General features: G+C 59.7%; 27 protein-coding genes. 17 read left to right on the top strand and 10 right to left on the bottom strand.

The window, feature by feature from the left end; genetic code table 11:
- Positions 1-5: 5 nt before the first annotated feature.
- Positions 6-479, bottom strand: a complete 474-nt coding sequence (locus AC1ROI_RS18745) for a WbuC family cupin fold metalloprotein (RefSeq protein WP_102595357.1) — start codon at positions 477-479, stop codon at positions 6-8.
- A 4-nt stretch (positions 480-483) separates the two neighbouring features.
- Complete coding sequence (locus AC1ROI_RS18740; protein WP_010458232.1) at positions 484-1,041, bottom strand: hypoxanthine-guanine phosphoribosyltransferase; 558 nt, start codon at positions 1,039-1,041, stop codon at positions 484-486.
- A 164-nt stretch (positions 1,042-1,205) separates the two neighbouring features.
- On the opposite strand from AC1ROI_RS18740, the gene upp reads away from it, so the two are divergent.
- The gene (gene upp, locus AC1ROI_RS18735; RefSeq protein WP_010458234.1) at positions 1,206-1,844 is read left to right on the top strand and encodes a uracil phosphoribosyltransferase; all 639 of its coding nucleotides are present in this window, start codon (positions 1,206-1,208) and stop codon (positions 1,842-1,844) included.
- A gap of 2 nt (positions 1,845-1,846) precedes the next feature.
- On the top strand, positions 1,847-3,121 hold the full coding sequence (locus AC1ROI_RS18730) for a uracil-xanthine permease family protein (protein ID WP_010458235.1): 1,275 nt from the start codon (positions 1,847-1,849) through the stop codon (positions 3,119-3,121).
- A gap of 104 nt (positions 3,122-3,225) precedes the next feature.
- Here AC1ROI_RS18730 and hemH read toward each other — a convergent pair whose 3' ends face one another.
- Positions 3,226-4,251 carry a ferrochelatase gene (gene hemH, locus AC1ROI_RS18725; protein ID WP_010458238.1) on the bottom strand — a complete coding sequence of 342 codons (1,026 nt, stop codon included), beginning with the start codon at positions 4,249-4,251 and terminating at the stop codon, positions 3,226-3,228.
- Positions 4,252-4,264: 13 nt separating this feature from the next.
- Complete coding sequence (locus AC1ROI_RS18720; protein ID WP_102599435.1) at positions 4,265-5,167, bottom strand: TIGR01777 family oxidoreductase; 903 nt, start codon at positions 5,165-5,167, stop codon at positions 4,265-4,267.
- A gap of 196 nt (positions 5,168-5,363) precedes the next feature.
- Between AC1ROI_RS18720 and AC1ROI_RS18715 the strand changes: the two genes are divergently transcribed.
- The 12 genes from AC1ROI_RS18715 (at position 5,364) to AC1ROI_RS18660 (ending at position 15,489) form a co-directional block, all read left to right on the top strand.
- Positions 5,364-6,350 (top strand): NAD(P)/FAD-dependent oxidoreductase, encoded by a 987-nt coding sequence (locus AC1ROI_RS18715; RefSeq protein ID WP_010458243.1) that lies wholly within the window; start codon positions 5,364-5,366, stop codon positions 6,348-6,350.
- Positions 6,347-6,562 carry a TIGR02450 family Trp-rich protein gene (locus tag AC1ROI_RS18710; RefSeq protein ID WP_010458245.1) on the top strand — a complete coding sequence of 72 codons (216 nt, stop codon included), beginning with the start codon at positions 6,347-6,349 and terminating at the stop codon, positions 6,560-6,562. Before AC1ROI_RS18715 ends, AC1ROI_RS18710 begins: the two co-directional genes overlap by 4 nt.
- 203 nt (positions 6,563-6,765) lie before the next feature.
- Positions 6,766-7,728: a YbgA family protein gene (locus AC1ROI_RS18705; protein ID WP_102594932.1), complete on the top strand. Its 963-nt coding sequence runs from the start codon at positions 6,766-6,768 to the stop codon at positions 7,726-7,728.
- Positions 7,728-8,669, top strand: a complete 942-nt coding sequence (locus tag AC1ROI_RS18700; RefSeq protein ID WP_102594933.1) for a MerR family transcriptional regulator — start codon at positions 7,728-7,730, stop codon at positions 8,667-8,669. The genes AC1ROI_RS18705 and AC1ROI_RS18700 overlap by 1 nt, the downstream gene beginning before the upstream one ends.
- A gap of 11 nt (positions 8,670-8,680) precedes the next feature.
- The gene (gene phrB / locus AC1ROI_RS18695) at positions 8,681-10,126 is read left to right on the top strand and encodes a deoxyribodipyrimidine photo-lyase (protein ID WP_102594946.1); all 1,446 of its coding nucleotides are present in this window, start codon (positions 8,681-8,683) and stop codon (positions 10,124-10,126) included.
- Positions 10,119-10,541: a nuclear transport factor 2 family protein gene (locus tag AC1ROI_RS18690; RefSeq protein WP_010458253.1), complete on the top strand. Its 423-nt coding sequence runs from the start codon at positions 10,119-10,121 to the stop codon at positions 10,539-10,541. Before phrB ends, AC1ROI_RS18690 begins: the two co-directional genes overlap by 8 nt.
- Complete coding sequence (locus AC1ROI_RS18685) at positions 10,538-11,320, top strand: SDR family NAD(P)-dependent oxidoreductase (RefSeq protein WP_010458254.1); 783 nt, start codon at positions 10,538-10,540, stop codon at positions 11,318-11,320. Before AC1ROI_RS18690 ends, AC1ROI_RS18685 begins: the two co-directional genes overlap by 4 nt.
- Positions 11,317-12,564 carry an NAD(P)/FAD-dependent oxidoreductase gene (locus AC1ROI_RS18680; RefSeq protein ID WP_102594934.1) on the top strand — a complete coding sequence of 416 codons (1,248 nt, stop codon included), beginning with the start codon at positions 11,317-11,319 and terminating at the stop codon, positions 12,562-12,564. Before AC1ROI_RS18685 ends, AC1ROI_RS18680 begins: the two co-directional genes overlap by 4 nt.
- Complete coding sequence (locus tag AC1ROI_RS18675; RefSeq protein WP_102594935.1) at positions 12,561-13,376, top strand: DUF1365 domain-containing protein; 816 nt, start codon at positions 12,561-12,563, stop codon at positions 13,374-13,376. The genes AC1ROI_RS18680 and AC1ROI_RS18675 overlap by 4 nt, the downstream gene beginning before the upstream one ends.
- Positions 13,363-14,634, top strand: coding sequence for an SAM-dependent methyltransferase (locus AC1ROI_RS18670; RefSeq protein ID WP_077749013.1), 1,272 nt, complete (start codon positions 13,363-13,365; stop codon positions 14,632-14,634). Before AC1ROI_RS18675 ends, AC1ROI_RS18670 begins: the two co-directional genes overlap by 14 nt.
- A complete protein-coding gene (locus tag AC1ROI_RS18665) occupies positions 14,627-15,130 on the top strand; it encodes a DUF2878 domain-containing protein (protein ID WP_010458261.1) in 504 nt (167 codons plus the stop codon). The genes AC1ROI_RS18670 and AC1ROI_RS18665 overlap by 8 nt, the downstream gene beginning before the upstream one ends.
- A gap of 53 nt (positions 15,131-15,183) precedes the next feature.
- A complete protein-coding gene (locus AC1ROI_RS18660; protein WP_102594936.1) occupies positions 15,184-15,489 on the top strand; it encodes a YkgJ family cysteine cluster protein in 306 nt (101 codons plus the stop codon).
- Between the two features lie 129 nt (positions 15,490-15,618).
- Here the strand turns inward: AC1ROI_RS18660 and AC1ROI_RS18655 are convergent, their stop codons facing one another.
- From AC1ROI_RS18655 to hemA, 6 genes are all read right to left on the bottom strand, one after another.
- On the bottom strand, positions 15,619-16,137 hold the full coding sequence (locus AC1ROI_RS18655) for an acyloxyacyl hydrolase (protein ID WP_010458265.1): 519 nt from the start codon (positions 16,135-16,137) through the stop codon (positions 15,619-15,621).
- Between the two features lie 117 nt (positions 16,138-16,254).
- Entirely contained in the window at positions 16,255-17,046 is a 792-nt protein-coding gene (gene murI / locus AC1ROI_RS18650) for a glutamate racemase (protein WP_102594937.1), read from the bottom strand.
- Positions 17,039-17,794, bottom strand: a complete 756-nt coding sequence (locus tag AC1ROI_RS18645) for a molybdopterin-synthase adenylyltransferase MoeB (protein WP_102594938.1) — start codon at positions 17,792-17,794, stop codon at positions 17,039-17,041. Before AC1ROI_RS18645 ends, murI begins: the two co-directional genes overlap by 8 nt.
- Positions 17,788-18,618, bottom strand: coding sequence for a peptide chain release factor N(5)-glutamine methyltransferase (gene prmC, locus AC1ROI_RS18640; RefSeq protein ID WP_010458270.1), 831 nt, complete (start codon positions 18,616-18,618; stop codon positions 17,788-17,790). The genes AC1ROI_RS18645 and prmC overlap by 7 nt, the downstream gene beginning before the upstream one ends.
- Positions 18,619-19,701 carry a peptide chain release factor 1 gene (gene prfA, locus AC1ROI_RS18635; RefSeq protein WP_010458272.1) on the bottom strand — a complete coding sequence of 361 codons (1,083 nt, stop codon included), beginning with the start codon at positions 19,699-19,701 and terminating at the stop codon, positions 18,619-18,621.
- Positions 19,698-20,987: a glutamyl-tRNA reductase gene (hemA, locus tag AC1ROI_RS18630; protein WP_010458274.1), complete on the bottom strand. Its 1,290-nt coding sequence runs from the start codon at positions 20,985-20,987 to the stop codon at positions 19,698-19,700. Before hemA ends, prfA begins: the two co-directional genes overlap by 4 nt.
- A gap of 182 nt (positions 20,988-21,169) precedes the next feature.
- Here hemA and AC1ROI_RS18625 point away from each other — a divergent pair, with 182 nt between their 5' ends.
- From AC1ROI_RS18625 to ispE, 3 genes are read left to right on the top strand one after another with little or no spacing between them, the layout of a single operon-like run.
- Complete coding sequence (locus AC1ROI_RS18625) at positions 21,170-22,894, top strand: tetratricopeptide repeat protein (protein WP_077749018.1); 1,725 nt, start codon at positions 21,170-21,172, stop codon at positions 22,892-22,894.
- Between the two features lie 4 nt (positions 22,895-22,898).
- The gene (gene lolB, locus AC1ROI_RS18620) at positions 22,899-23,516 is read left to right on the top strand and encodes a lipoprotein insertase outer membrane protein LolB (RefSeq protein ID WP_102594939.1); all 618 of its coding nucleotides are present in this window, start codon (positions 22,899-22,901) and stop codon (positions 23,514-23,516) included.
- 2 nt (positions 23,517-23,518) lie between these two features.
- Positions 23,519-24,370: a 4-(cytidine 5'-diphospho)-2-C-methyl-D-erythritol kinase gene (gene ispE / locus AC1ROI_RS18615; RefSeq protein ID WP_010458280.1), complete on the top strand. Its 852-nt coding sequence runs from the start codon at positions 23,519-23,521 to the stop codon at positions 24,368-24,370.
- The last annotated feature ends 19 nt before the right edge of the window (positions 24,371-24,389 follow it).

Genomic DNA, 24,389 nt, shown 5'->3' with positions numbered 1-24,389 from the left:
ACGGCTCAATCAAACTGTGCGCGCATCCACGCCTGATACTCGGCCACACCCGGCTCGCCTTCACGTGGCGCCCAGGTCGCCAGCTCACCTTCACCCACCGGGCGATAAGGCCCGGCCTTGCACTCGAACATCAGGCTGTCGGCTTCCAGCACGACCAGGCCATGGAACACGCCTGTTGGCAGGTCCACGCCGACACAATCACCACCGGCGACGAGGACTTGCTTCGTCACGACCACGCCAGACTCATCAAAGATCAGCAAACCGAGCCGCCCTTTGAGGACCAGCAATGTTTCTGCCTTGTTGTCGCCCAAGTGTCGGTGAGGCGGGATATACGTGTTTGGCTGCAACCCCACCGCCATGCGATGGCAAGCCTCTTCCATCTGATGGAAGTTGTGATGCTGACGCCCGCGAGGACTCGCGGCCGCTTTCTCGGCCAATCCGGCGAACAACGTTTGATCAAGAAAGCTGGGCACGGTCATGTTCTTACATTCCTTTAACAGCAAAAATCCCGTTGGCGTTACGCCAGTAACCTTTGTAGTCCATGCCGTAACCGAAGATGTAACGGTCGATGCACGGCAGGCCGACGAAATCGGCTTTCAGGTCCGGGCGAGCCTTGCGGTCGTGGTCCTTGTCGATCAGCACGGCAGTGTGCACTTTGCGCGCGCCAGCGTGTTTGCAGTAATCGATGATCGCGCCCAGGGTGTGACCTTCATCGAGGATGTCGTCGATGATCAGCACGTCGCGGTCGAGGAACGAAACTTCCGGCTTGGCTTTCCAGAACAGGTCGCCGCCGCTGGTTTCGTTGCGATAACGGGTGGCGTGCAGGTAGGACGCTTCCAGCGGGAAGTGCAGATGGGTGAGCAGCTTGCCGGCGAAAATCAGGCCGCCGTTCATCACGCAGAACACCACCGGGTTAGTGTCAGCCAGCTGTTCATTGATGTGTGCACCGACGCGGGCGATGGCCGCCTCGACTTCAGCTTCGGTGTACAGGCAGTCAGCCTCTCGCATGATTTGACGGATATGCTCGAGATCAGCGGACATGGCGCTCTCCAGGGGGGGACGGATTCGGGAAAAGCGGGCAAAGGTACGCATCCCGCACGGCCAGATCAAGCGTTTGTGGACTAACGTACTGTATGTCTATAGGACAACACCCTCGGATAGATTAATCTAGGCCGGTTTTTTTGCCCGCCGCCGGAGCCTTTCCCATGCCCATCCTCGAGATCCGCCATCCGCTGATCCGTCATAAACTCGGCCTCATGCGCCGCGCCGACATTAGCACGAAGAATTTCCGTGAGCTCGCTCAGGAAGTCGGTGCCCTGCTGACCTATGAAGCCACCAAAGACCTGCCGCTGGAAACCTACGACATCGAAGGTTGGTGCGGCACCGTGTCGGTGGAGAAAATCGCCGGCAAGAAAATCACCGTAGTGCCAATCCTACGCGCCGGCATCGGCATGCTCGAAGGCGTGCTGAGCCTGATCCCGGGTGCCAAGGTCAGCGCCGTCGGCGTGGCCCGCAACGAACAAACCCTGCAGGCCCACACCTACCTGGAAAAACTGGTTCCGGAAATCAACGAGCGCCTGGCAATGATCATCGACCCGATGCTCGCCACCGGCAGCTCCATGGTCGCCACCATCGACCTGCTGAAAAAGGCCGGTTGCCGCGACATCCGCGCCATGGTGCTGGTTGCCGCGCCGGAAGGCATCGCCGCTGTAGGCAAAGCGCACCCGGACGTGATGATCTACACCGCCTCCATTGATGAAAAACTCAACGAACACGGTTACATCATCCCAGGCTTGGGCGATGCCGGTGACAAGATCTTCGGTACCAAGCAGAAGGACGCTTGAGCATGCAGCAAGAGTTCAACGATCCGCTCTGGCGCACGGTTCTGTCTGGCGCACAGATGCTGTTCGTGGCCTTCGGCGCCCTGGTGTTGATGCCGCTGATTACCGGCCTTGACCCTAACGTGGCGCTGTTTACCGCAGGCCTGGGGACGATTCTGTTCCAGATCGTCACCGGGCGCCAGGTGCCGGTATTCCTCGCATCGAGCTTCGCCTTCATCACCCCGATCATTCTCGCCAAGGGCCAGTTCGGCCTCGCGGCGACCATGGGCGGCGTGATGGCGGCGGGTTTCGTCTACACCTTTCTCGGCCTTGCGGTGAAGATCAAAGGCACCGGTTTCATCGACCGTCTGCTGCCACCGGTAGTGATTGGTCCGGTGATCATCTCGATCGGCCTGGCCATGGCGCCGATTGCCGCCAACATGGCGATGGGCAAGGCTGGCGACGGCACCGAGCTGATTCCCTATCAGACCGCCATGCTGATCTCGATGCCGGCGCTGCTCACCACGCTGATCGTCGCCGTGTTCGGTAAAGGCATCTTCCGCCTGGTGCCGATCATTTCCGGCGTGCTGGTCGGTTTTGCCATGGCGTTCTATTTCGGCGTTGTCGACACCGCGAAGATTGCCGCCGCACCGTGGTTTGCGATTCCGCACTTCACCGCGCCGGAATTCAACTGGCAGGCGATTCTGTTCATCGTTCCGGTAGCCCTGGCGCCAGCCATCGAGCATATCGGCGGGGTAATTGCCGTCGGCAGCGTGACCGGTCGCGATTACCTGAAGAAACCCGGCCTGCACCGCACCCTGCTCGGCGATGGCATTGCCACCACCGCTGCCGGTCTGTTCGGCGGCCCGCCCAACACCACCTACGCCGAAGTGACGGGCGCGGTGATGCTGACCAAGAACTACAACCCGAAAATCATGACCTGGGCGGCGATCTTTGCCATCAGCCTGGCGTTCGTCGGCAAGTTCGGCGCACTGCTGCAAAGCATTCCGGTGCCGGTAATGGGCGGGATTTTGTGCCTGTTGTTTGGCTCGATCGCTGCGGTGGGGATGAACACGCTGATTCGCCACAAGATCGACCTGGGCGAAGCGCGCAATCTGGTGATTGTGTCGGTGACGTTGGTGTTCGGGATTGGCGGTGTGCTGGTCGGCACTGGCACCGGCCCCGATGACTTCGGCCTCAAAGGCATTGCGTTGTGCGCGGTGGTGGCGATCGGGCTGAATCTGTTGCTGCCGGGCAATGACAGCTGGAAGCACAAGAAGGCGGATGAGCCGTTGTTGTAGTCAGCCTTGAGAATGCCTTCGCGGGCAAGCCTCGCTCCTACAAGTTGTGTGTCGCTCGACACAACGACGCAATTCTGTAGGAGCGAGGCTTGCCCGCGAAGCTTTTAAAGCGCCAACGGCGCCCTTTCACACAAGGCACTCAACGCCCGCGCCCACTGCGGATCATCGTTGAGGCAAGGCACCAGCACCAAATCCTCGCCCCCTGCCTCGCGGAACAATTCCTTCCCGCGATCACCGATTTCCTCAAGCGTCTCGATGCAATCAGCAACGAACGCCGGGCACATCACTAGCACCTTCTTCACGCCCATTCCCGCCAGCTCATCGAGGCGCGCTTCGGTGTAGGGTTCGATCCATTTCGCCCGGCCCAAACGCGACTGGAACGACACCGACCACTTGCCATCCGCCAGCCCCATGCGCTTGGCAAACTCCGACGCCGTGCGCAGGCATTGGGCGCGGTAGCAGGTCGCCAATACTTCTGGCGAAGCGTTCTGGCAGCAATTATCGCTTTGGAAGCAATGGTGACCGGTAGGGTCGATCTTCTTCAGGTGCCGCTCCGGCAAACCATGGAAGCTCAGCAACAGGTGATCGTAATCCTGCTGCAAATAAGGTTTCGCGCTGGCGACCAATGCGTCGAGGTATTCCGGCTGATCGTAGAACGGCTGGAGAATCGAAAACTGCACATCGAGCCGCTTCTCACGCACCACCCGCTTGGCTTCTTCAATCACCGTGGTCACGGTGCTGTCGGCGAATTGTGGATAAAGCGGTGCGAGGGTGATTTTTTTGTGGCCCTGAGCAGCCAGCTCAACCAGTTTCGTCTCAATCGACGGCTCGCCGTAGCGCATCGCCAGCTCAACCGGCCCATGGTGCCATTGCGCAACCATGGCCTCGCGCAGGCGACGGCTGAGCACCACCAGCGGCGAGCCCTCCTCCCACCAGATCGACGCGTAGGCGTGGGCGGACTGCTCCGGACGCTTGATCAGGATCAGCGACACCAGCAAGCGTCGCACCGGCCATGGCAGGTCGATCACGTAGGGGTCCATCAGAAATTGATTGAGGTAACTGCGCACATCCGCCACCGATGTAGAGGCAGGTGAACCCAGGTTAACCAGAAGCAATGCGTGATCGGTCATGCAACGTCCTATTTCAAAGGCGGCTGGACAGGTCGTCCAGGGCCGCGCGCAAATCGGTGAACTGGAACGTGAAACCCGCTTCCAGCAAGCGCGCCGGTACGGCCTTCTGGCCGCCCAGCAACAGCAGTGACAACTCACCCAGGCAAACTTTCAAGGCCAGGGCCGGCATCGGCATGAACGCCGGTCGGTGCAGCACGGCGCCCAATGTTTTGGCGAACTCGCGGTTGCGCACCGGTTTTGGCGCGCAGGCATTATATGGACCGCTGGCGTCATTGCGATGTAGAAGAAAATCAATCAGGGCGATTTGATCGTTGATATGAATCCAGGGCATCCACTGCCGACCACTGCCCAAAGGCCCGCCCAGCCCCAGTTTGAACGGCAGCAACAGCCGCGACAAAAAGCCGCCCTCGGCAGACAGCACCAAACCGGTTCGAATCAGGATCACCCGAATACCCATGGCCTCGGCGCGCTGGGCGGTTTCTTCCCAGGCAATGCACAACTGACTGGCGAAATCATCGATGGACGGCGGAGACGCTTCGGTCAGTTCGCGCTCGCCACTGTCGCCGTACCAGCCGATGGCAGAACCCGAGATCAACACCTGCGGTTTCTGCGCGCGGGTCTCGAGCCAGGCCAGCAAGGTTTCGGTCAGGGTGATGCGACTCGCCCAGAGCAAGGCTTTGCGCCTGGACGTCCATGGCCGATCGGCAATGGGCGCGCCCGCCAAATTGATAATTGCGTCCACCGATTCTTGCCCGAGGTCTTCGAACAACGCGACGCCGCGAACCTGGGCACCGCAGATTTTCGCGACTTTTTCCGGCGTGCGGCTCAAGACTGTCAGGCGATGTCCCTGACTCAACCAGTGTCGGCAGAGTTGACGTCCTATCAAACCAGTACCGCCGGTCAGCAATATGTGCATGACTTCTTCCTCGCGTGGCGTTTTACCCTGATCACTAGTCTATTTTTATAAGCAGGGATCTTTGGTATCGGGCAGTGTCTGTGTTTAACAATAGGCCAAGCTGTCAGATCGAGAACGCTAAAAGTTATACCAAAAAACAATATTGTACAGGTTTAAACCACGGCGTAGTCTGTACAGAAAGGTAAACGAGGCCCCTATGACTGTACCTATCGCAATCATCGGCACCGGCATCGCCGGGCTCTCAGCCGCTCAGGCCCTGACAGAAGTCGGGCACAGTGTTCAACTTTTCGATAAAAGCCGCGGCAGTGGCGGACGCATGTCGAGCAAGCGCAGTGATGCGGGTGCCTTGGACATGGGCGCACAGTATTTCACTGCCCGCGACCGGCGCTTCGTCACCGAGGTCCAGCGTTGGCAATCCAACGGCTGGGTCGCCGAGTGGACGCCGCAGCTCTACACCTTCCACGGCGGGCAGCTCAACCTGTCGCCGGACGAACAGACACGCTGGGTCGGAACACCGCGCATGAGCGCCATCACCCGCGGCCTGCTCGGCGACCTGGAAGTGCATTTCGCCTGCCGGATCACCGAGGTCTATCGCGGTGAAGAACACTGGCACCTGCAAGACGCCGAAGGCTTCACCCATGGTCCATTCAGTCATGTGGTGATCGCCACGCCGGCGCCTCAAGCCACGGCACTGCTGGCCTCCGCGCCGAAACTCGCCGGGGCCGCCGCCGGGGTAAAAATGGAGCCAACGTGGGCGGTGGCGCTGGCGTTCGATACGCCGCTGGATACCCCCATGGAAGGTTGCTTCGTGCAGGACAGCCCGCTCGACTGGCTGGCGCGCAACCGCAGCAAACCCGGGCGCGACAACACCCTCGACACTTGGGTGCTGCACGCGACGAGCGCCTGGAGCCGGCAACATATCGACCTGCCCAAGGAGGCGGTGATCGAGCAACTGCACGGTGCATTTGCCGAGCTGTTGCACAGCGCCATGCCCGCCCCGACCTTTAGCCTCGCGCACCGCTGGCTTTACGCGCGTCCCGCCAGCAGTCACGAATGGGGTGCCTTGGCCGATGCCGACCTGGGACTGTATGTATGCGGCGACTGGTGCCTGTCCGGGCGTGTCGAAGGCGCCTGGCTCAGCGGCCAGGAAGCTGCACGACGGTTACACGAGCACTTGCAGTGAATAGAATCAATCCGAGTAAATTGCTGCTGTCGAAATGGACAGCAGCCCACCCGCGAAACCGCGAGAAACATTTTCTGGTGACCGAACTGTTCCGCGATGAGGAAGGCACGGTGCTGGACGTCGAATTGCAGGCGGTGCTGACCCAACGCAGTGAGCGTCTCCCATGGCAATCGCTGAAAGCCAGCGACGACTGGATACTCGGCTGGAAATAGATCCTGCCCGCGGATGCGGTGTGTCAGCTACCCATGTGTCGCCTGATCCACCGCTATCGCGAGCAAGCCCTCTCCCACAAGGGAATGCACTCCCCTCCCGAAAACCTATACAAATAATTTGACTTGTACACCTTTGAATCTATGATGAAGACAAAGTTGTACAGAGTTACCGCTCTGTACAGGTCTGGATTCGAGGTGTTCCGATGCATGTACAGCCAGCGACTCTACCGAAAATCGCCATCAGCGCCTGCTTGATGGGAGCGGAGGTGCGTTTCAACGGTGGGCACAAGGAATCGCGCCTGTGCAGCCGAACCCTCACCGACTATTTCGAATTCGTACCGGTGTGCCCGGAAGTCGCCATTGGCCTGGGTATCCCTCGCGAACCGATCCGCCTGATCGGCGACCCCGAACATCCCGAAGCCGTTGGCACCGTCAACCCTGAGACTAACGTCACCCGGCCGCTCGCCGACTACGGTCAGAAAATGGCTGCGGAGCTGGACGATATCTGCGGCTACATCTTTATGCAGAAATCCCCTTCCTGCGGCCTCGAGCGGGTCAAGGTCTACCAGACCAACGGGTCGCCGGTGGACGGAGGTGGACGTGGTATCTACGCCCAGGCGTTCTGCGCCCTGCACCCCGACTTACCGGTGGAAGAAGATGGCCGCCTCAACGACCCGGTATTGCGCGAAAACTTCCTGACCCGCGTGTTCGCCTACAGCGCCTGGCAGCAGCTATTGCGAGAAGGAGTGACACGACGCGGCCTCATAGAATTTCACTCGCGCTACAAATACTTGCTGATGGCCCATAACCCGGTGCAATACAAAACCCTGGGCAACCTGCTGGGCAACATGGGCCAGACCGATCCTGCGGAACTCGGCCCGCGCTATTTCAGCGAACTGATGGCGGCATTGAAAAAATGCGCGACGCGGCGTACCCACACCAACGTCCTGCAGCACATCAGCGGTTATCTCAAGCAATTCATCAGCCCTGAAGACAAGCAGGAAATGCAGCACGTCATCGGCCAGTACCGGCACGGCATCGTGCCTTTGGTGGTGCCGCTGACGCTGCTCAAACACTATTTCCGTCAACACCCGGATCCGTATATCGCGCAGCAGGTTTACCTTCAGCCGCACCCGGAAAACCTCAGCCTGCGAAACGCCATCTAATGAAAAGCCTAATCGACACCAGCGCCAGCGAAGACCTTGGCGCCGACTTCAAGAAAGCCCTGGACGAAGGCTGGTTGCCGATTCGCGAAGTGGCGCGCCAGACTGGCGTGAACGCCGTGACCCTGCGTGCCTGGGAGCGACGCTACGGGCTGATCGTGCCCCAGCGCACGCCCAAGGGGCATCGCCTGTTTTCTGCCGAACACGTGCAGCGGATTTTGACCATCCTTACCTGGCTCAATCGCGGCGTGGCCGTCAGTCAGGTCAAGCAGCTGCTCGACACGCCACAGGCCTTTACCGAAACCGTCGAAAACGATTGGCAAGTGCTGGGCCAGACATTGCTGCAAGCGGTGACCCAGCTCAATGAACGCACGCTGGATGACACCGTCAATCAAGCCATGGCGCTGTATCCGCCTCGTACCTTGTGCGAACAACTGCTGATGCCGTTGCTGGCGGAGCTGGAGCAACGCTGGCAGGGCCAGTTCGGCGCGCAGATGGAGCGGGTGTTTTTCTTTTCCTGGCTGCGTAGCAAATTCGGCGCACGCATCTACCATAACAACCGTCAGTTACGTACCGCGCCGTTGCTATTGATCAATCACTCGGACCAGCCACTGGAACCTTGCCTGTGGCTGACCGCGTGGCTGATCAGCAGCGCCGATTGCCCGGTGGAGGTCTTCGACTGGCCGCTGCCGCCGGGCGAACTCGCGCTGGCGGTCGATCACCTGCAAGCCCGCGGCGTACTGCTGTATTCCAGCAAAGCCATGAACATTTCGCAGCTGCCGAAACTTTTGAATGGCGTCAGTTGCCCAAAAATGATTGCCGGACCAACGGTATGCATCCACCACGCCGAGCTGTCCGCAAAAACGTCCGAGAGTGTTGATTTGTTCCTGGCCGAAGACCCGCTATCGGCTCACCAGGAACTGGTTAAGCGTGGGCTTATTTAATGGACACTTCCATGCATTTGATCTGGTTGCGTAGCGACTTGCGCCTGCACGACAACACCGCCCTGTCGGCTGCTGCCGCTCGCGGCCCGACGGTGGCCGTGTACCTGTTGAGCCCGGCGCAATGGCTGGAACACGATGACGCGCCGTGCAAAGTGGATTTCTGGCTGCGCAATCTGGGTGAACTGAGCGACGCGCTGGGCGAACTGAACATTCCCCTTTTGATTCGCCACGCCCCTCGCTGGGATGAAGCGCCGCAGGTTTTGTTCAAGCTGTGTCAGCAATTAAACGCGGAGGCGGTGCACGTCAACGAGGAATACGGGGTTCATGAAAGCCGTCGCGATACGGCAGTCGCCGAAACGCTCAAGGCCCATGGCATCGACTTCTATAGCTACCTCGATCAACTGCTGTTCAAACCAGGCACCGTGCTGACCAGGACCGGTACTTACTTTCAGGTCTTCAGTCAGTTCCGCAAAGTCTGTTACGAACGTCTGCACCGCTCTCTTCCGGGACGGGTGGCAGCACCGGCCGAACAGGATCCGTTGCCCATCAGCAGTGACGACATTCCGTCGAGCGTCGAAGGTTTCGAAACGCCCAGTGACAGCCTGCGCCAGCTCTGGCCCGCCGGCGAAGCCGAAGCTCAACGCCGTCTCGACACCTTCGCCGACGCACAAATCGATTACTACAAAAGCGAGCGCGACTTCCCGGCCAAACCCGGCACCAGCCAGCTCTCGGCTTACCTCGCTGCCGGGGTGATTTCCCCGCGCCATTGTTTGCACGCCGCCCTGCACAGTAACCAAGGCGAGTTCGAAAGCGGCAAGGTGGGCGCGGTCACCTGGATCAACGAATTGCTGTGGCGCGAGTTCTACAAGCACATTCTAGTGGGCTACCCACGGGTCTCGCGTCACCGTGCCTTCCGCCCGGAAACCGAAGCCCTGGCCTGGCGCGACGCCCCGGAAGAACTGCTGGCCTGGCAGCAAGCCCGTACCGGCCTGCCGATCATCGACGCGGCCATGCGCCAGTTGCTCGAAACCGGCTGGATGCACAACCGCTTGCGCATGGTGGTGGCGATGTTCCTGACCAAGAACCTGCTGATCGACTGGCGCGAAGGCGAACGCTTTTTCATGCGCCACTTGATCGACGGCGACCTGGCGGCGAACAACGGTGGCTGGCAGTGGAGTTCGTCCACGGGCACTGACTCGGCCCCTTATTTCCGTATTTTCAATCCGCTGAGCCAATCGGAGAAATTCGACGCTGAAGGCGTGTTCATCAAGCACTGGCTGCCGGAACTGGCTGGGCTGAACAAAAAAGACGTGCACAACCCGGCGAACGTCGGCGGTCTGTTCGGCGTAGCGGATTATCCGTCGCCGATCGTCAACCTGAGCACTTCGCGCCAGCGAGCCTTGGCCGCGTTCAAGAACTTGCCCTCGCGACACGATGCCGGAGGCGCTCATGAGTGATTTCCTGCGGCAGTTTGCCCGGCAATTCGCGCAGCTGGATAAAAACAGTTTGCAACGCCTCGGCGAGCTGTACACCGAAGACGTGCACTTCACCGATCCGCTGCATGAAGTGCAAGGGCTCGGACAGTTGCGCAGCTACTTCACGGAGCTCTACGCCAACGTCACCGAACTGCGTTTTGATTTTCACGGTTTCGACCAGACCGGCGAAGGCCAAGGTTATCTGCGCTGGGTCATGAGTTACCGCCATCCGCGCCTGAGCGGCGGCCGGTTGATTCGTGTCGACGGCTGCTCGTACCTGCTCTGGCGCGACAAGGTTTATCGTCACCGGGATTACTTCGATGCCGGGGCACTGCTTTACGAACATTTACCCGTATTGGGTCGGGCGATTGCCTGGCTGAAAAGGAGAATGGGATGAGTCTTACACCTCCACGGCGATACTGGCTGACGGGTGCCAGCAGCGGCATCGGCGCCTCGCTGGCTGAAGAAATCCTCAAAACCGGTGCTCATCTGGCCGTGAGCTCGCGCTCTACAGCGGTGCTGAAAGTCTTGTCCCAGCGTTATCCGGGGCAAGTGCTGGTCGTGCCCGGCGATTTGACGAGCAGTCAGGCGGTGCGCGAAATCGGCGAACAGATCGCCCATGAATGGGGCTCGCTGGACACGGTGATCCTCAACGCCGGCACGTGCGAATACGTCGACGTCAAGCAGTTCGATTCCTCGATCGTCGAACACGTGGTGCGCACCAACCTGCTCGCGAGCGCCTATTGCATCGAGGCCGCGTTGCCCTTGTTGCGCAAGGGCACCGCGCCGCATCTGGTGGGCGTCGCCAGTTCGGTGACCTACCTGCCGCTGCCACGGGCCGAAGCCTATGGCGCGTCGAAGGCCGGGCTGCGTTATCTGTTCGAATCCCTGCGCATCGATCTTGCGCCGGAAGGCATCGAAGTCACAGTGGTCAGCCCGGGGTTTGTCGAGACCCCACTGACGGCGAAAAACGACTTCCCGATGCCGCTCAGTTGGCCAGTGGCGAAAGCCGCCCGGCACATCTTCGCCAAACTCAAGAACCGCCCCCTGGAGATCGCTTTTCCGGGACTGTTCATGGCTGCTCTCTGGCCCCTGTCGAAAATGCCCAATTGCGTGAAACTGGCCATCGGCAAACGCATGGTGCGCAGCAGCCCACCGATCAGGGACGTGCCGTGAACATTGCGATCATTGGCAGCGGAATCTCCGGGCTCACCAGCGCCTACCTGCTCAATCGCAGGCATGAGATCACCCTGTTCGAAGCCAGCGACTGGATCGGCGGTCACACCCACACCGTGGACGTGACCGTGGATGACCAGCGCTATGCCGTGGACACCGGTTTCATTGTGTTCAACGACTGGACCTACCCGAATTTCATTCGTCTGCTCGGCCAGATCGGCGTGGAGTCGAAACCGACTGAAATGAGTTTTTCAGTGACGGATCCGGACTCGGGCCTGGAATACAACGGCAATAACCTCAATAGCCTGTTTGCCCAACGGCGAAATCTGTTGTCACCCGGCTTCTGGGGCATGTTGCGCGACATCCAGCGCTTCAACAAAGAGGCGCAGCGTGACCTGGCCGAGGGTCGGATCGCCGCCGACACCACGCTGGACGACTATCTGAAAAACGGCCGCTATGGCGAACGCTTCATCCTGCATTACATCGTGCCGATGGGCGCAGCAATCTGGTCGATGTCCATGGCTGACATGCTCGGTTTCCCATTGCAATCCTTCGTCAGGTTTTTCAAGAATCACGGCCTGCTGTCCGTCAGTAATCGCCCGCAATGGCGGGTGATCGAAGGTGGCTCGAGTGCTTACATCGAGCCATTGACGGCGACCTTCAAAGAGAAAATCCGTCTCGGCTGCCCGGTGACCCGGGTCGAGCGGGATGAGGAAGGCATCGTTATCCACAGCACCGCCGGAAGCGAGCGATTCGACAAAGTGGTGTTCGCCTGCCACAGCGATCAGGCCCTGAAACTGCTGGCCAAGCCGAGCGATGCCGAACAATCGATCCTCAGCGCCCTGCCCTACGCCGACAACGAAGTGGTGCTGCACACCGACACACGCCTGCTGCCTACTCGAAAACTTGCGTGGGCCAGCTGGAATTACCGCCTCGGTGGCCCGGGCCATACACGGGCCGCCGTCACCTACGACATGAATATCCTGCAAGGCATCCAGAGCGACACCACGTTCTGCGTCAGCCTCAACCAGAGCGCTGGCATCGACCCGAGTAAAGTGCTCGCCAGATTCACTTACGCCCATCCGCAATTCAGCCTGGCGGCCGTTGCTGCGCAAAGCCGCTGGGAGGAACTGGACGGCGCGCAACACACTTATTATTGCGGCGCCTATTGGGCCAACGGTTTCCATGAAGACGGCGTGGTCAGCGCGTTGCGCGTTGCTCGCTCGTTTGGTGAAGTGTTGTGAACAGCGCCCTCTACAGCGGCTGGATCGCGCATCGGCGGTTCGCCCCAAAGCCTCATGCCTTCCGTTACCGGATCGGTCTGTTGTACCTGGACCTCGACGAACAGGAGGCCGTGCTCGGCCTGTCGCCGTTCTCGGGCAACAGCCGCTTCGCACCGTTCTCGTTTCGCGAGAGCGATTACCTCAAAACCTATACCGGCAGCGGCATGCGCCTGATTGACGCGGTGCGCCAGCTCGTGGGCCAGGCCATCGGTCATGCGCCCCAAGGTTCGATCTGCCTGCTGACCCAGCCGCGCAGTTGGGGTTTGTCGTTCAACCCGGTGAGTTTTTTCTACTGCCATGAGGCGGACGGGCAACTGGCGGCGATTCTTTGCGAAGTCACCAACACCCCGTGGCGCGAGCGTTATCACTATGTATTGCCGGCCAAGGCCCCGGAGAATCTCGGCGATTTCCATCAACATTTTGCCGTGGCGAAGGCGTTTCACGTTTCGCCGTTTCTACCGCCAGATCTGGAATACCGCATGAGTTTCAGCCCCGCCGCGAAACGGCTCGGCGTGCACATGGCGGACTGGCAGGGCGAGCTGAAGTTGTTCGACGCCACGCTCAGCTTGAAACGCCAGGCACTGGACCGTGCCAGCCTGCATCGTTACTTGCGGCGCTTTCCATGGATGACGGCGAAAACCTGCCTGGCGCTCTATTGGCAGGCCCTGCGCCTGCTGCTCAAGCGCGCACCGATATTTGCTCATCAGGCTGCCGTTGGCAGCGTTCAAACCGCCATCGTTCCTCCCAAGGATCACCGTCATGAAATCCTCTAGCGCCTCGGCCAAAGTCAATCTGCTCAGCACCAACGGCCTGACCGGATCGTTGCTGCGCCGTGGTGTACTGCGGCAACTCACGCAGCTCAAACATGGACAACTGGTGGTCATCGAAAACGGCGAACGGCAAGTTTTCGGGACCGCAGGCAGCCCATTGATCGGGGAGATCCATATCCTCGACGCGGCGGCGTGGGGGCTGGTGGCGGGTAACGGCTCGATCGGCGCTGGCGAAGCGTTTATCCACGGTTATTGGAGTTCGCCGGACTTGACCGCGGTGGTTCGCGTGTTCGTCAGTAACCTTGAGGTACTGGATGCGCTGGAAGGTGGCCTGGCGAAACTCGGCCGCCCTTTCGTTCAAGCGCTGCACTGGCTCAATCGCAACACGCGCAAGGGTTCGCAGAAAAACATCGCCGCCCACTACGATCTGGGCAACGACCTGTTCGAACAGTTTCTCGACCCCACAATGATGTACTCCGCCGCACAGTTCCTGACGGACGAAGACAGCCTGGAACAGGCGCAGTTGAACAAGCTGGAACGGATCTGCCAGAAACTCGCGCTCAAACCCAGTGATCACTTGCTGGAAATCGGCACCGGCTGGGGCAGCATGGCGCTTTACGCGGCGCAGCATTACGGCTGCAAGGTCACCACCACCACGCTTTCAAAAGAACAGTACGCCTTCACTGCCCAACGCATTGAAGCCCTCGGCCTGCAAGACCAGGTCACGCTGCTGCTCAAGGATTACCGCGACCTCACCGGGCAGTACGACAAATTGGTGTCGATCGAGATGATCGAAGCCGTCGGCCATCGCTTCCTGCCGGTCTATTTCAAGCAATGCGCGCAGTTGCTCAAAAGCAACGGCCTGATGCTGTTGCAGGCCATCACCATCCGCGAACAGCGCTACGAACAGGCCAAGGGCAGCGTCGATTTCATTCAGCGTTACATTTTTCCTGGCGGTGCCCTGCCCTGTGTGCAGAAGATGCTGGAAGTCATCAGCCGCGACACTGACATGAATTTGCTGCACATGGAGGATTTCGGCCTGCACTACGCCCGAACCCTGCGCCTGTGGCATGAGAATTTTCGCCGAGCCCAGGGCCGCTTGAGCGAGTTGGGCTACGACGATTATTTCCTGCGGTTGTGGGAATTTTATCTGTGCTACTGCGAAGGGGGATTTCTGGAGCGCACCATCGGCACCGCGCAAATGGTGCTGGCCAAACCCTCGGCAATGCCCGCGCCGCTGCTGGGGCGCTTCGATGCGTGAGCGCTTGGCCAATGCCGCACTGTTTCAGCTCGGCTGGTTTGCCTGTGTGATGGGCGGCGACAGTTTATGGTTGCTGGTGGCGTTGGCGGTACTGGTGATTCATCTGCTGTGGATAAGTCGCTGGGCGGATGAAGGCCGACTGATTCTCAGCGTTGTGCTGCTGGGCACCACCGTCGACAGTTCGTTGCGCTGGCTTGGTGTGTTCGATTTCGCCGACGTCGCGCCCTTGATCCCGCTGTGGCTGATGCTGTTGTGGGCGTTACTGGCAACCACGTTGCGCCACTGCCTGCAATGGACCGCCAAACCTTGGTGGCTCGGCAGCCTGCTGGGCGCCGTGGGTGGGCCGTTGTCGTATTACGCCGGTGGACAACTGGCCGGCGTGCAGTTTCCTTACGGTCAGGTGCCCACGCTGCTGGGTATCGGCCTGCTCTGGGCCATGCTGTTCCCAACGCTGCATTTCATGGCGCAACGGCTGGCGGCGGACACCCGCAGCTAAGCGTCCGTCAGGCCTTTAACACAGCCAGGGCGCACTGCCTTACACTGCCCGCCATGAAAACCATTCCCCACACGCAAATCACCGAACCGGCCGTCACGTGCTCGACTTGCGCAGCCTGTTGCTGCCAGCTCGAAGTCATGCTGATCACCGACACGGGCGTGCCTGAACGTTTTATCGATACCGATGATTGGGGCGGGGAAGTCATGCTGCGTCTGGATGACGGCTGGTGCGCTGCGCTGGATCGCAACAGCATGATGTGCACCATCTACGAAAAGCGCCCGCTGATCTGCCGGGAGTTCGAGATGGGCGCACCGGAGTGCCTCGAAGAGCGCCAGGGGATTACCACGGCGTATCGCTGAATTTGAAGTCGATGCACATCCAGTGTGGGAGCGAACCTGCTCGCGATGGCTTCCTGTCAGTCAACACTGTTGCTGAATGGCAGACCGCAATCGCGAGCAGGCTCGCTCCCACACTTAAAGGAGCGAGTCTCAGAGCGGCATCGTGTAATGCAGCGCGTAACTTTCTACACCGTTGTTCGGGCTACTGAGCCCGGCATTGGAATAGTGCGTCGCACGAATGCCGACTTCATGTCCGCCGGTAAAGCGCAGACCAAAACCGAACCGGTCTTCAAACTGAAAAGCACTGCCGAGTTGATTGTTTTCGACTTCGGTATTGGCGAATACCGCGACGCCGACCCCCAACTCCACATAAGGCTTGACGGTCTGGCCAGCAAATTCGTAAACCAACACCGGCGCGAACGACAGGCTGTGGTTGCTGGAAGTCTTGTCGCCGTCCCAATAGGTGTAGGCACCGCTCCAGTACCCCGTCAAACGACCGATATCACTCTGCAACCAGCTCTTGTCCCAATCGAATTGCATGCCCAATCGATAGGTCATGGTCGACTCGCTGGTCTGTCCGACCGCGAATTCCACGCCTGCCGCCTGCGCGGTAAAACTGTGCCCCATCAGTGCGGCCGCAATCGCGGCCAAGCAGAATAGTCGCTTCACTAGAAACATCCTTTTCCGAACGATTTCATATGGTTTTTTTGTTGCTCACCGCTATAGAAGTCGACGATTAATCAGAAGTTCAGCCCAATTATTCGTTTTCGCCCACTTTTTTTTTAGTTATCTATCGAAGCTTTGCACAACACCGCCGCTGTTCCACAGCGTCGGCAAAATAGTCCTGAAATGCTCCGGATCGGCACTCGTCCAGAACTGCGCAGCACGTGCCGGCCCCTCGGCAAGTAACTCACGCTCGGCCAACAAACGCTGGAGTTGCCGCGCAACAGCGGCACCGGTGTCGATCAAGCTGATGTCTTCAGGGATCATCTGCTTAAGCAATGGCTTTAGGAAGGGATAATGCGTGCAGCCCAGAATTATCGTGTCGCACCCGGCGCCGAGCAGCGGCCCGACATAGCCGGCCAGTAATTGACGCAAGGCGTCGCTGTGCAGATCGCCACTTTCAATCAGCTCCACCAGGCCAGGACACGGTTGAGTGATGACGCGAACATCGGTAGCGAACCGGTCGAGCAAGGCTGCGAACTTGGCGCTCTGCAACGTGCCAGTGGTGGCGAGCACGCCGACCACACCACTGCGGGTGGCGGCAGCGGCAGGTTTGACGGCGGGCTCCATGCCGACGATGGGCCACGCAGGGAAATCGCGCCGCAAGTCCGCAACACCGGCGACGGTCGCCGTGTTGCAGGCCAGCACCAAGGCCTTCGCGCCCTGCTGCTGAAAAAATTCGGCCATCACGCTGCAACGCTGCTGGATGAATTCAGGGGTTTTTTCGCCGTAGGGAACATTGCCGCAATCGGCGACGTACAGCAGCGACTCGTTGGGCAGCAAACGCTGGATCTCGGCCAATACCGAAAGCCCACCGACGCCGGAGTCGAATACGCCGATTGGCGCTTCACGCATGTTTTGAACCACAGACGCTGCAGCCAGGATCGCGCTTGACCCGCAATTCACGGAAGCGCGAGCCCAGGGCATCGATCAGCAACAGGCGCCCCACCAATGGCTCACCGAAACCCACCAGCAGTTTCAGGGCTTCCAGCGCCTGGAGGCTGCCCACCAGCCCAACCAGTGGACCGACAACGCCGGCCTCACTGCAGGTCAATTCGGCTTCGCTGCCGTGACCGTATAGACAGTGGTAGCACGGGCTTTCCGGGCGGCGCGGGTCAAACACCGACAACTGCCCTTCGAGGCGAATCGCCGCGCCGCTGACCAGCGGTTTGCCGGCAGTAACGCAGGCCGCGTTGACCGCTTCACGGGTCGAGAAATTATCGGAACAGTCCAGCACCAGATCCACCGCCGCCACGGCGGCCGCCAGGGAATCTTCGTCCAGTGCGGTGCGATGGGCGATCAGTTGGATCTCGGGATTGATCGCGCTCAGTCGGCGGATCGCTGAATCGACCTTGCTCGAGCCGACGCTGTCAGTGTCGTGAACGATCTGGCGTTGCAGATTGGTCAGGTCGACCGTATCGAAATCCGCCAGGTGCAGCTCGCCGACACCGGCCGCGGCCAGATACAGCGCCACCGGTGAGCCAAGACCGCCAAGACCGACGATCAATACGCGGCTTTCTTTCAGCCGCAACTGGCCGTCGATATCGACGTGTTGCAACAGAATCTGCCGGCTATAGCGCAACAACTCCTGATCATTCAGCACGGCAGGCGCCCCAGGCTGATACGTTCGTGACCGCCCAGATCGGTGCGACTGTGGACTGCTTCAAAGCCGCGGCTCAACAGCAAGTCGCGCACGGCTTCGGCTTGATCGTAACCGTGTTCGAGCATCAGCCAGCCACCGGCCTCCAGATAATCCGGCGCCTGGGCGACGATCAGGCGCAGATCATCGAGCCCGTCGACGCCAGCCACCAGAGCGCTGGCCGGTTCGAAGCGCACATCGCCTTCTACCAGATGCGGGTCGGCGGAGGCGATGTACGGCGGGTTGCTGATGATCAGATGAAAACGCTGACCTTCCAGGGCGCTGAACCAATGGCTGCTCAGTACCGTGGCATTGTTCAAGTGCAGGCGCTGACGATTGCGTTCGGCCAGCGCCACGGCCTCGAGTATGCGATCCACCGCAGTGACTTTCCACGCCGGACGCTCGCTGGCCAAAGCCAGGGCAATGGCGCCGCTGCCGGTGCCAAGATCGAGCACTTGGGCCGGTGTGGCTGGCAGCAATTCCAGCGCCGCTTCCACCAGCAGTTCGGTATCCGGGCGCGGGATCAGCGTGTGCGGCGCGACTTCCAGATCAAGCTTCCAGAACCCTTGCTGCCCCAGAATGTAGGCCACCGGCTCACCGCCGCGACGACGTTGCAGGTACTCGGCAAACTTCAGCGCGGCTTCGCTCGGCACAATGCGTTCCGGCCAGGTGTGCAGAAAGCTGCGGGACTTGCCCAAGGCCGCGGCCAGCAATAATTCGGCATCCAGACGCGCCGTGGGCGAGTCGGGCAAATCGGCGGCGCGCAACAAACTGGCAATGATCGTCATTTACTCACCTATCGCTGCCAATTGATCGGCCTGGAACTCGGCCAGTAACGGTTCAATCACGGCCTCGACGCCGCCCGCGAGGACTTCGTCGAGGGAATACAGCGTCAGGTTGACCCGGTGGTCGGTCACCCGGCCCTGGGCAAAGTTGTAGGTGCGGATGCGCTCGGAGCGATCCCCCGAACCGACCAGCAGCTTACGCTCGCTGGCGATGGCGTTCGCGGCGGCGCTGGTTTGTTGATCGTTGAGCTTGGCCGACAGCCAGGACATCGCCCGGGCACGGTTCTTGTGTTGCGAGCGTTCTTCCTGGCATTCGACGACGATACCGGACGGCAAGTGCGTGATGCGGATCGCCGAGTCGGTCTTGTTGACGTGCTGGCCGCCGGCCCCGGAGGAACGATAGGTATCGACCCGCAGGTCCGCCGGGTTGATCTCGATCGTTTCCTGCTCATCCGGCTCAGGCAACACCGCCACGGTGCAGGCCGAGGTGTGGATGCGACCCTGGGATTCGGTGGCCGGAACCCGTTGCACGCGGTGCACGCCGGATTCGAACTTCAGTTTGCCGTAGACGTTTTCGCCTTCAACACGGGCGATGACTTCTTTATAGCCGCCGTGCTCACCGATGTTCTCCGAGAGAATTTCCACCCGCCAGCCACGCCGCTCGGCATAACGCGAATACATACGGAACAGGTCGCCGGAAAAAATCGCCGCTTCGTCACCGCCGGTGCCGGCACGGATTTCGAGGAACACGTTGCGCCCGTCATTCGGGTCCTTGGGTAGCAGCATGCGTTGCAGGCTGGCTTCGATGTCGATCAGTTGCTCTTTGGCTTCGCGAACTTCTTCCACGGCCATTTCGCGCATGTCCGGGTCGCTGTCCTTGAGCAGTGCCTGGGCGCCTTCGAGGTCGCCTTGCACTTTGAGCAGCTGTTTATAGGTGGCGACAATCGGTTCGACTTCCGCGTATTCCTTGGAATAGGTGCGGAATTTGTTTTGATCGGAAATGACTTCGCCATCGCCAAGCAGGGCGGTCAATTCCTCGAAACGGTCCTGGAGGATGTCCAGCTTATTGAGCAGTGACGCTTTCATTGCGGTTTCTTATCCGAAAAGCTATCCGATGAGCCCTCATTCAGGGCAAAGAGTTCCTGGGCCATGGCCAGCGCATCGAGGCGGCCTTCGGCAGAAAGCTTTTTCAACTGCACACTCGGGGCATGCAAGAGTTTGTTGGTCAGGCCACGCGCCAATTGCACCAGCACCTCTTCGGGGCTGCTGCCATTGGCCAGCATGCGCTGGGCCTTCTGCAATTCTTCGTCGCGCATGCGCTCGCTTTGTTGGCGATAGGCCTTGAGCACATCCACCGCCGCCAGTTCACGCAGGCGGACCATGAAATCTTCGGCACCGACCAAGACCATATCTTCCGCCGCCTGGGCAGCGCCCTGCCGGCTCTTGAGGTTTTCGGCGACCACTTCGTGGAGATCGTCGACGCTATAGAGGTAAACGTCGTCCAACTCGCCGACTTCCGGCTCGATATCCCGAGGAACAGCGATGTCTACCATGAAGATCGGTTTGTGCTTGCGCAGTTTCAACGCGCTTTCCACGGCGCCTTTGCCAAGGATCGGCAACTGGCTGGCAGTGGAACTGATCACGATGTCGCTGCGCACCAGCTCTGCCGGGATGTCCGAGAGCAAAACGGCATGGGCACCAAACTGCTCGGCAAGGATGCTCGCGCGTTCCAGGGTTCGGTTTGCGACCACAATGCGCTTTACACCCAGTTCATGCAGGTGGCGGGCGACCAGGGTGATGGTCTCTCCGGCGCCGATCAGCAAGGCCTGGCTGCGCTGCAAATCGCTGAAAATCTGTTTCGCCAGGCTGACCGCGGCAAACGCCACGGACACCGGGTTCTCGCCGATGGCCGTGTCGGTGCGCACTTGCTTGGCCGCGTTGAACGTCGCTTGAAACAAGCGCCCGAGCAGCGGACCGATGGTGCCGGCCTCACGCGCCACGGCGTAGGCCGATTTCATCTGGCCGAGGATCTGCGGTTCGCCCAACACCAGCGAATCGAGCCCGGAAGCCACCCGCATCATGTGACGAACTGCCGCATCATCTTCGTGCACATAAGCGCTCGCACGCAGCTCTTCGAGGCTCAAATGATGATAATCGGCCAGCCAGCGCAAGATGATGTCAGCCGAAAGGTGATCCTGTTCTATATAGAGTTCACTGCGATTGCAGGTGGAGAGGATCGCAGCTTCGCGGCTGTCGGTAAGTCGGCAGAGCTGCTGCAAGGCCTCCACCAGCTGCTCAGGGGTAAAGGCCACGCGCTCGCGGACGTCTACTGAAGCAGTCTTGTGGTTGATACCGAGTGCAAGGAAGGCCATTCAAGGTCGCTGATGGTGACGTGAAGCCGGCAATTGTCCTACTTCGACAGAGCCAGAACAACTACCGCTGACTATTGTCCCAATGACCTGCCTCTATAAAGGCATCCATCGAGACTCGGTTATGTTTGGCCGAAGGCTTGTGTCATGATGATCCGACCGCAGGTTAGTCGTCCTCTTCCTATATGAATAGATCTTCCGCGTTGCTCCTCGCTTTTGTCTTCCTCAGCGGCTGCCAGGTCTTGGCACCCGTTTCGTCGGACGGTACGCCGCCGGTCGAAGACAGCACTCCGGCCCCTGAAAAGCCCAAGGTTTACAGCTCATTCAGTGAAGAAACCGTCTTCAGCCTGTTGAGCGCCGAACTGGCTGGCCAGCGCAATCGTTTCGACATTGCCCTGGACAACTACGTCACCCAGGCCATCAACACTCAGGATCCGGGCATCTCCGAGCGAGCCTTCCGCATTGCCGAATACCTTGGCGCCGATCAGGCTGCCCTGGATACCGCGTTGATCTGGGCAAAAAACGCCCCGGACGATCTCGAGGCGCAACGCGCGGCTGCCGTGCAGCTGGCGCGCGCCGGGCGTTATGACGACTCCATGGTCTATATGGAGAAAGTCCTGCTCGGCAAAGGCGACACGCATTTCGACTTTCTTGCCCTGTCCGCGGCCGATACCGACCAGGACACGCGCAACGGCCTGATGAAAAGTTTTGACCGCTTATTGCAGCGCCACCCGAACAACAACCAGTTGATTTTCGGCAAGGCTTTGCTGTTGCAACAGGACGGTGACGCCAAAGGCGCGCTGACCTTGCTTGAAGACAATCCGCCGGACGACGGCGAAATTGCCCCGATCCTGCTGCGCGCGCGCCTGTTGCAAGTGCTCAACCGTGGCGATGAAGCCTTGCCACTGCTGCAAAAAAGCATCAAGAAATACCCGGACGACAAGCGTCTGCGCCTGACGTATGCACGCATGCTGGTTGAACAGGACCGCATGGACGACGCCAAGGTCGAGTTCTCAAGCCTGGTCCAGCAATACCCGGAAGACGACGAACTGCGTTATTCCCTGGCGCTGGTGTGCCTGGAAGCCAAGGCCTGGGACGAGGCCAAGGGTTATCTGGAAGACTTGGTCGCCCGGGAAAGCCACGTCGATTCGGCGCACCTGAACCTCGGTCGTATAGCTGAAGAGCGCAACGACCCACAAGGCGCACTGATCGAGTACGCCCAGGTCGGCCCCGGCAATGACTATCTGCCTGCGCAACTGCGCCAGACCGACATTCTGATCAACAACGGCAAGACCGCCGAAGCCCAAAGCCGTCTGGCTACGGAACGCGACGAGCAACCTGATTACGCGATCCAGTTGTACCTGATCGAAGCCGAGACCTTGTCTGCCAACAATCAGCCCGACAAGGCGTGGAAGGTTCTGCAAACCGCGCTGCAGAAGTACCCGGACGATTTGAACCTGCTGTACACCCGCGCCATGCAGGCGGAAAAACGCAATGACCTGGCGCAGATGGAAAAAGACCTGCGCCTGATCATCAAGCGCGACCCGGACAATGCGATGGCGTTGAACGCCCTCGGCTACACCCTGTCGGACCGCACGACGCGTTACGCCGAAGCCAAGGCCCTGATCGAACAAGCGCACCAGATCAACCCGGAAGACCCGGCGGTACTCGACAGCCTCGGCTGGGTGCACTTCCGCCTGGGCAATCTCGATGAAGCCGAGCGCTATCTGCGTCAGGCCCTGGATCGCTTTCCCGATCAGGAAGTTGCCGCTCACCTGGGCGAAGTCCTTTGGGCCAATGGCAAACAGCGGGAAGCCAGGCAAATCTGGAGCAAGTTCCTCAAGGAACAACCCGACAGCCCCATCCTGCGCAGCACCATCAAGCGCCTGACCGGATCAGAGACTCTTTAAGATTATGTTTTTGCGCCACCTTATTGTTTTCAGCTTCATCGCCCTGCTCGCCGGTTGCGCGGGCTTCGGCGCCCGCGAATCGGTCCAGGGCCAAGGCAACACGGCCCAATGGCGCGATTACAAACAGCAGCTGACCAGCCTTGATGGCTGGCAGATCAACGGCAAGATCGGTATTCGTGCGCCAAAAGACTCGGGCAGCGGCACGTTGTTCTGGCTGCAGCGACAGGATTACTACGACATTCGCCTCTCTGGCCCGCTGGGTCGCGGCGCGGCTCGTTTGACCGGCCGCCCGGGCAAAGTCTCGCTGGAAGTGGCCAATCAGGGCCGTTATGACGCCACGACCCCCGAAGCGCTGGTTGAAGAACAGCTCGGCTGGAAGCTGCCGGTGTCCAATCTGGCGTGGTGGGTTCGCGGGCTTCCGGCCCCGGACAGCAAAAGTCGCCTGACCCTGGACGCCGACAGTCGGCTGGCCAATCTCGAGCAGGACGGCTGGCAAGTCGAATACCTCAGTTACGCCGAGCAAAACGGCTACTGGCTGCCCGAGCGGATCAAACTGCACGGCACCGACCTTGATGTCACGCTGGTGATCAAGGAATGGCAACCACGCAAACTGGGGCAGTGAACATGACCGTTGCGCGCTTGACGCTGCCCTCCCCGGCCAAACTCAATCTGATGCTGCACATTCTCGGCCGCCGTGAAGACGGTTATCACGAGTTGCAGACGATTTTTCAGTTTCTCGATTACGGCGATGAAATCACGTTTGCCGTTCGTGACGACGGTGTGATTCGGTTGCACACCGAATTCGATGGCGTTCCTCACGACAGCAACCTGATCGTCAAAGCCGCGAAAAAACTTCAGGAACAATCCGGTTGTTCGCTCGGCATCGATATCTGGATCGAAAAAATCCTGCCCATGGGCGGGGGAATCGGTGGCGGCAGTTCAAATGCAGCAACGACTTTGCTCGGCCTCAATCATCTCTGGCAACTGGGCTGGGATGAGGATCGACTGGCCGTGCTGGGCCTGACACTGGGCGCCGACGTCCCGGTTTTCGTGCGTGGGCACGCGGCTTTCGCCGAGGGCGTAGGGGAGAAACTCACCCCTGTAGACCCCGAAGAACCGTGGTATCTCGTGCTTGTGCCGCAAGTATCTGTAAGTACAGCAGAAATTTTTTCAGATCCGTTGTTGACACGTAACTCTTCTCCCATTAAAGTGCGCCCCGTTCCCAAGGGAAACAGTCGAAATGACTGCTTACCGGTGGTAGCAAGGCGTTATCCAGATGTACGTAACGCATTGAATTTGTTAGGTAAATTTACCGAAGCAAAACTCACCGGAACTGGAAGTTGTGTGTTTGGGGGCTTCCCAAGCAAAGCTGAAGCTGATAAAGTCTCGGCCCTTCTTACAGAGACCCTTACAGGGTTTGTAGCAAAAGGAAGCAACGTTTCGATGTTGCATCGCAAGCTGCAAAATCTGCTCTAAAGGAATCGATTACTGGGTA

The organism is Pseudomonas sp. GW823-FHT02C02, assembly GCF_058797635.1.
This window is presented reverse-complemented; position numbering and strand designations above follow the sequence as displayed.

Coding starts and splice junctions, on each gene's coding strand:
- AC1ROI_RS18745 (WP_102595357.1), bottom strand. CDS start 479: ATGACCGTGCCCAGCTTTCTTGATCAAACGTTGTTCGCCGGATTGGCC.
- AC1ROI_RS18740 (WP_010458232.1), bottom strand. CDS start 1,041: ATGTCCGCTGATCTCGAGCATATCCGTCAAATCATGCGAGAGGCTGAC.
- upp (WP_010458234.1), top strand. CDS start 1,206: ATGCCCATCCTCGAGATCCGCCATCCGCTGATCCGTCATAAACTCGGC.
- AC1ROI_RS18730 (WP_010458235.1), top strand. CDS start 1,847: ATGCAGCAAGAGTTCAACGATCCGCTCTGGCGCACGGTTCTGTCTGGC.
- hemH (WP_010458238.1), bottom strand. CDS start 4,251: ATGACCGATCACGCATTGCTTCTGGTTAACCTGGGTTCACCTGCCTCT.
- AC1ROI_RS18720 (WP_102599435.1), bottom strand. CDS start 5,167: ATGCACATATTGCTGACCGGCGGTACTGGTTTGATAGGACGTCAACTC.
- AC1ROI_RS18715 (WP_010458243.1), top strand. CDS start 5,364: ATGACTGTACCTATCGCAATCATCGGCACCGGCATCGCCGGGCTCTCA.
- AC1ROI_RS18705 (WP_102594932.1), top strand. CDS start 6,766: ATGCATGTACAGCCAGCGACTCTACCGAAAATCGCCATCAGCGCCTGC.
- AC1ROI_RS18700 (WP_102594933.1), top strand. CDS start 7,728: ATGAAAAGCCTAATCGACACCAGCGCCAGCGAAGACCTTGGCGCCGAC.
- phrB (WP_102594946.1), top strand. CDS start 8,681: ATGCATTTGATCTGGTTGCGTAGCGACTTGCGCCTGCACGACAACACC.
- AC1ROI_RS18690 (WP_010458253.1), top strand. CDS start 10,119: ATGAGTGATTTCCTGCGGCAGTTTGCCCGGCAATTCGCGCAGCTGGAT.
- AC1ROI_RS18685 (WP_010458254.1), top strand. CDS start 10,538: ATGAGTCTTACACCTCCACGGCGATACTGGCTGACGGGTGCCAGCAGC.
- AC1ROI_RS18670 (WP_077749013.1), top strand. CDS start 13,363: ATGAAATCCTCTAGCGCCTCGGCCAAAGTCAATCTGCTCAGCACCAAC.
- AC1ROI_RS18665 (WP_010458261.1), top strand. CDS start 14,627: ATGCGTGAGCGCTTGGCCAATGCCGCACTGTTTCAGCTCGGCTGGTTT.
- AC1ROI_RS18660 (WP_102594936.1), top strand. CDS start 15,184: ATGAAAACCATTCCCCACACGCAAATCACCGAACCGGCCGTCACGTGC.
- murI (WP_102594937.1), bottom strand. CDS start 17,046: ATGCGTGAAGCGCCAATCGGCGTATTCGACTCCGGCGTCGGTGGGCTT.
- prmC (WP_010458270.1), bottom strand. CDS start 18,618: ATGACGATCATTGCCAGTTTGTTGCGCGCCGCCGATTTGCCCGACTCG.
- prfA (WP_010458272.1), bottom strand. CDS start 19,701: ATGAAAGCGTCACTGCTCAATAAGCTGGACATCCTCCAGGACCGTTTC.
- hemA (WP_010458274.1), bottom strand. CDS start 20,987: ATGGCCTTCCTTGCACTCGGTATCAACCACAAGACTGCTTCAGTAGAC.
- AC1ROI_RS18625 (WP_077749018.1), top strand. CDS start 21,170: ATGAATAGATCTTCCGCGTTGCTCCTCGCTTTTGTCTTCCTCAGCGGC.
- lolB (WP_102594939.1), top strand. CDS start 22,899: ATGTTTTTGCGCCACCTTATTGTTTTCAGCTTCATCGCCCTGCTCGCC.
- ispE (WP_010458280.1), top strand. CDS start 23,519: ATGACCGTTGCGCGCTTGACGCTGCCCTCCCCGGCCAAACTCAATCTG.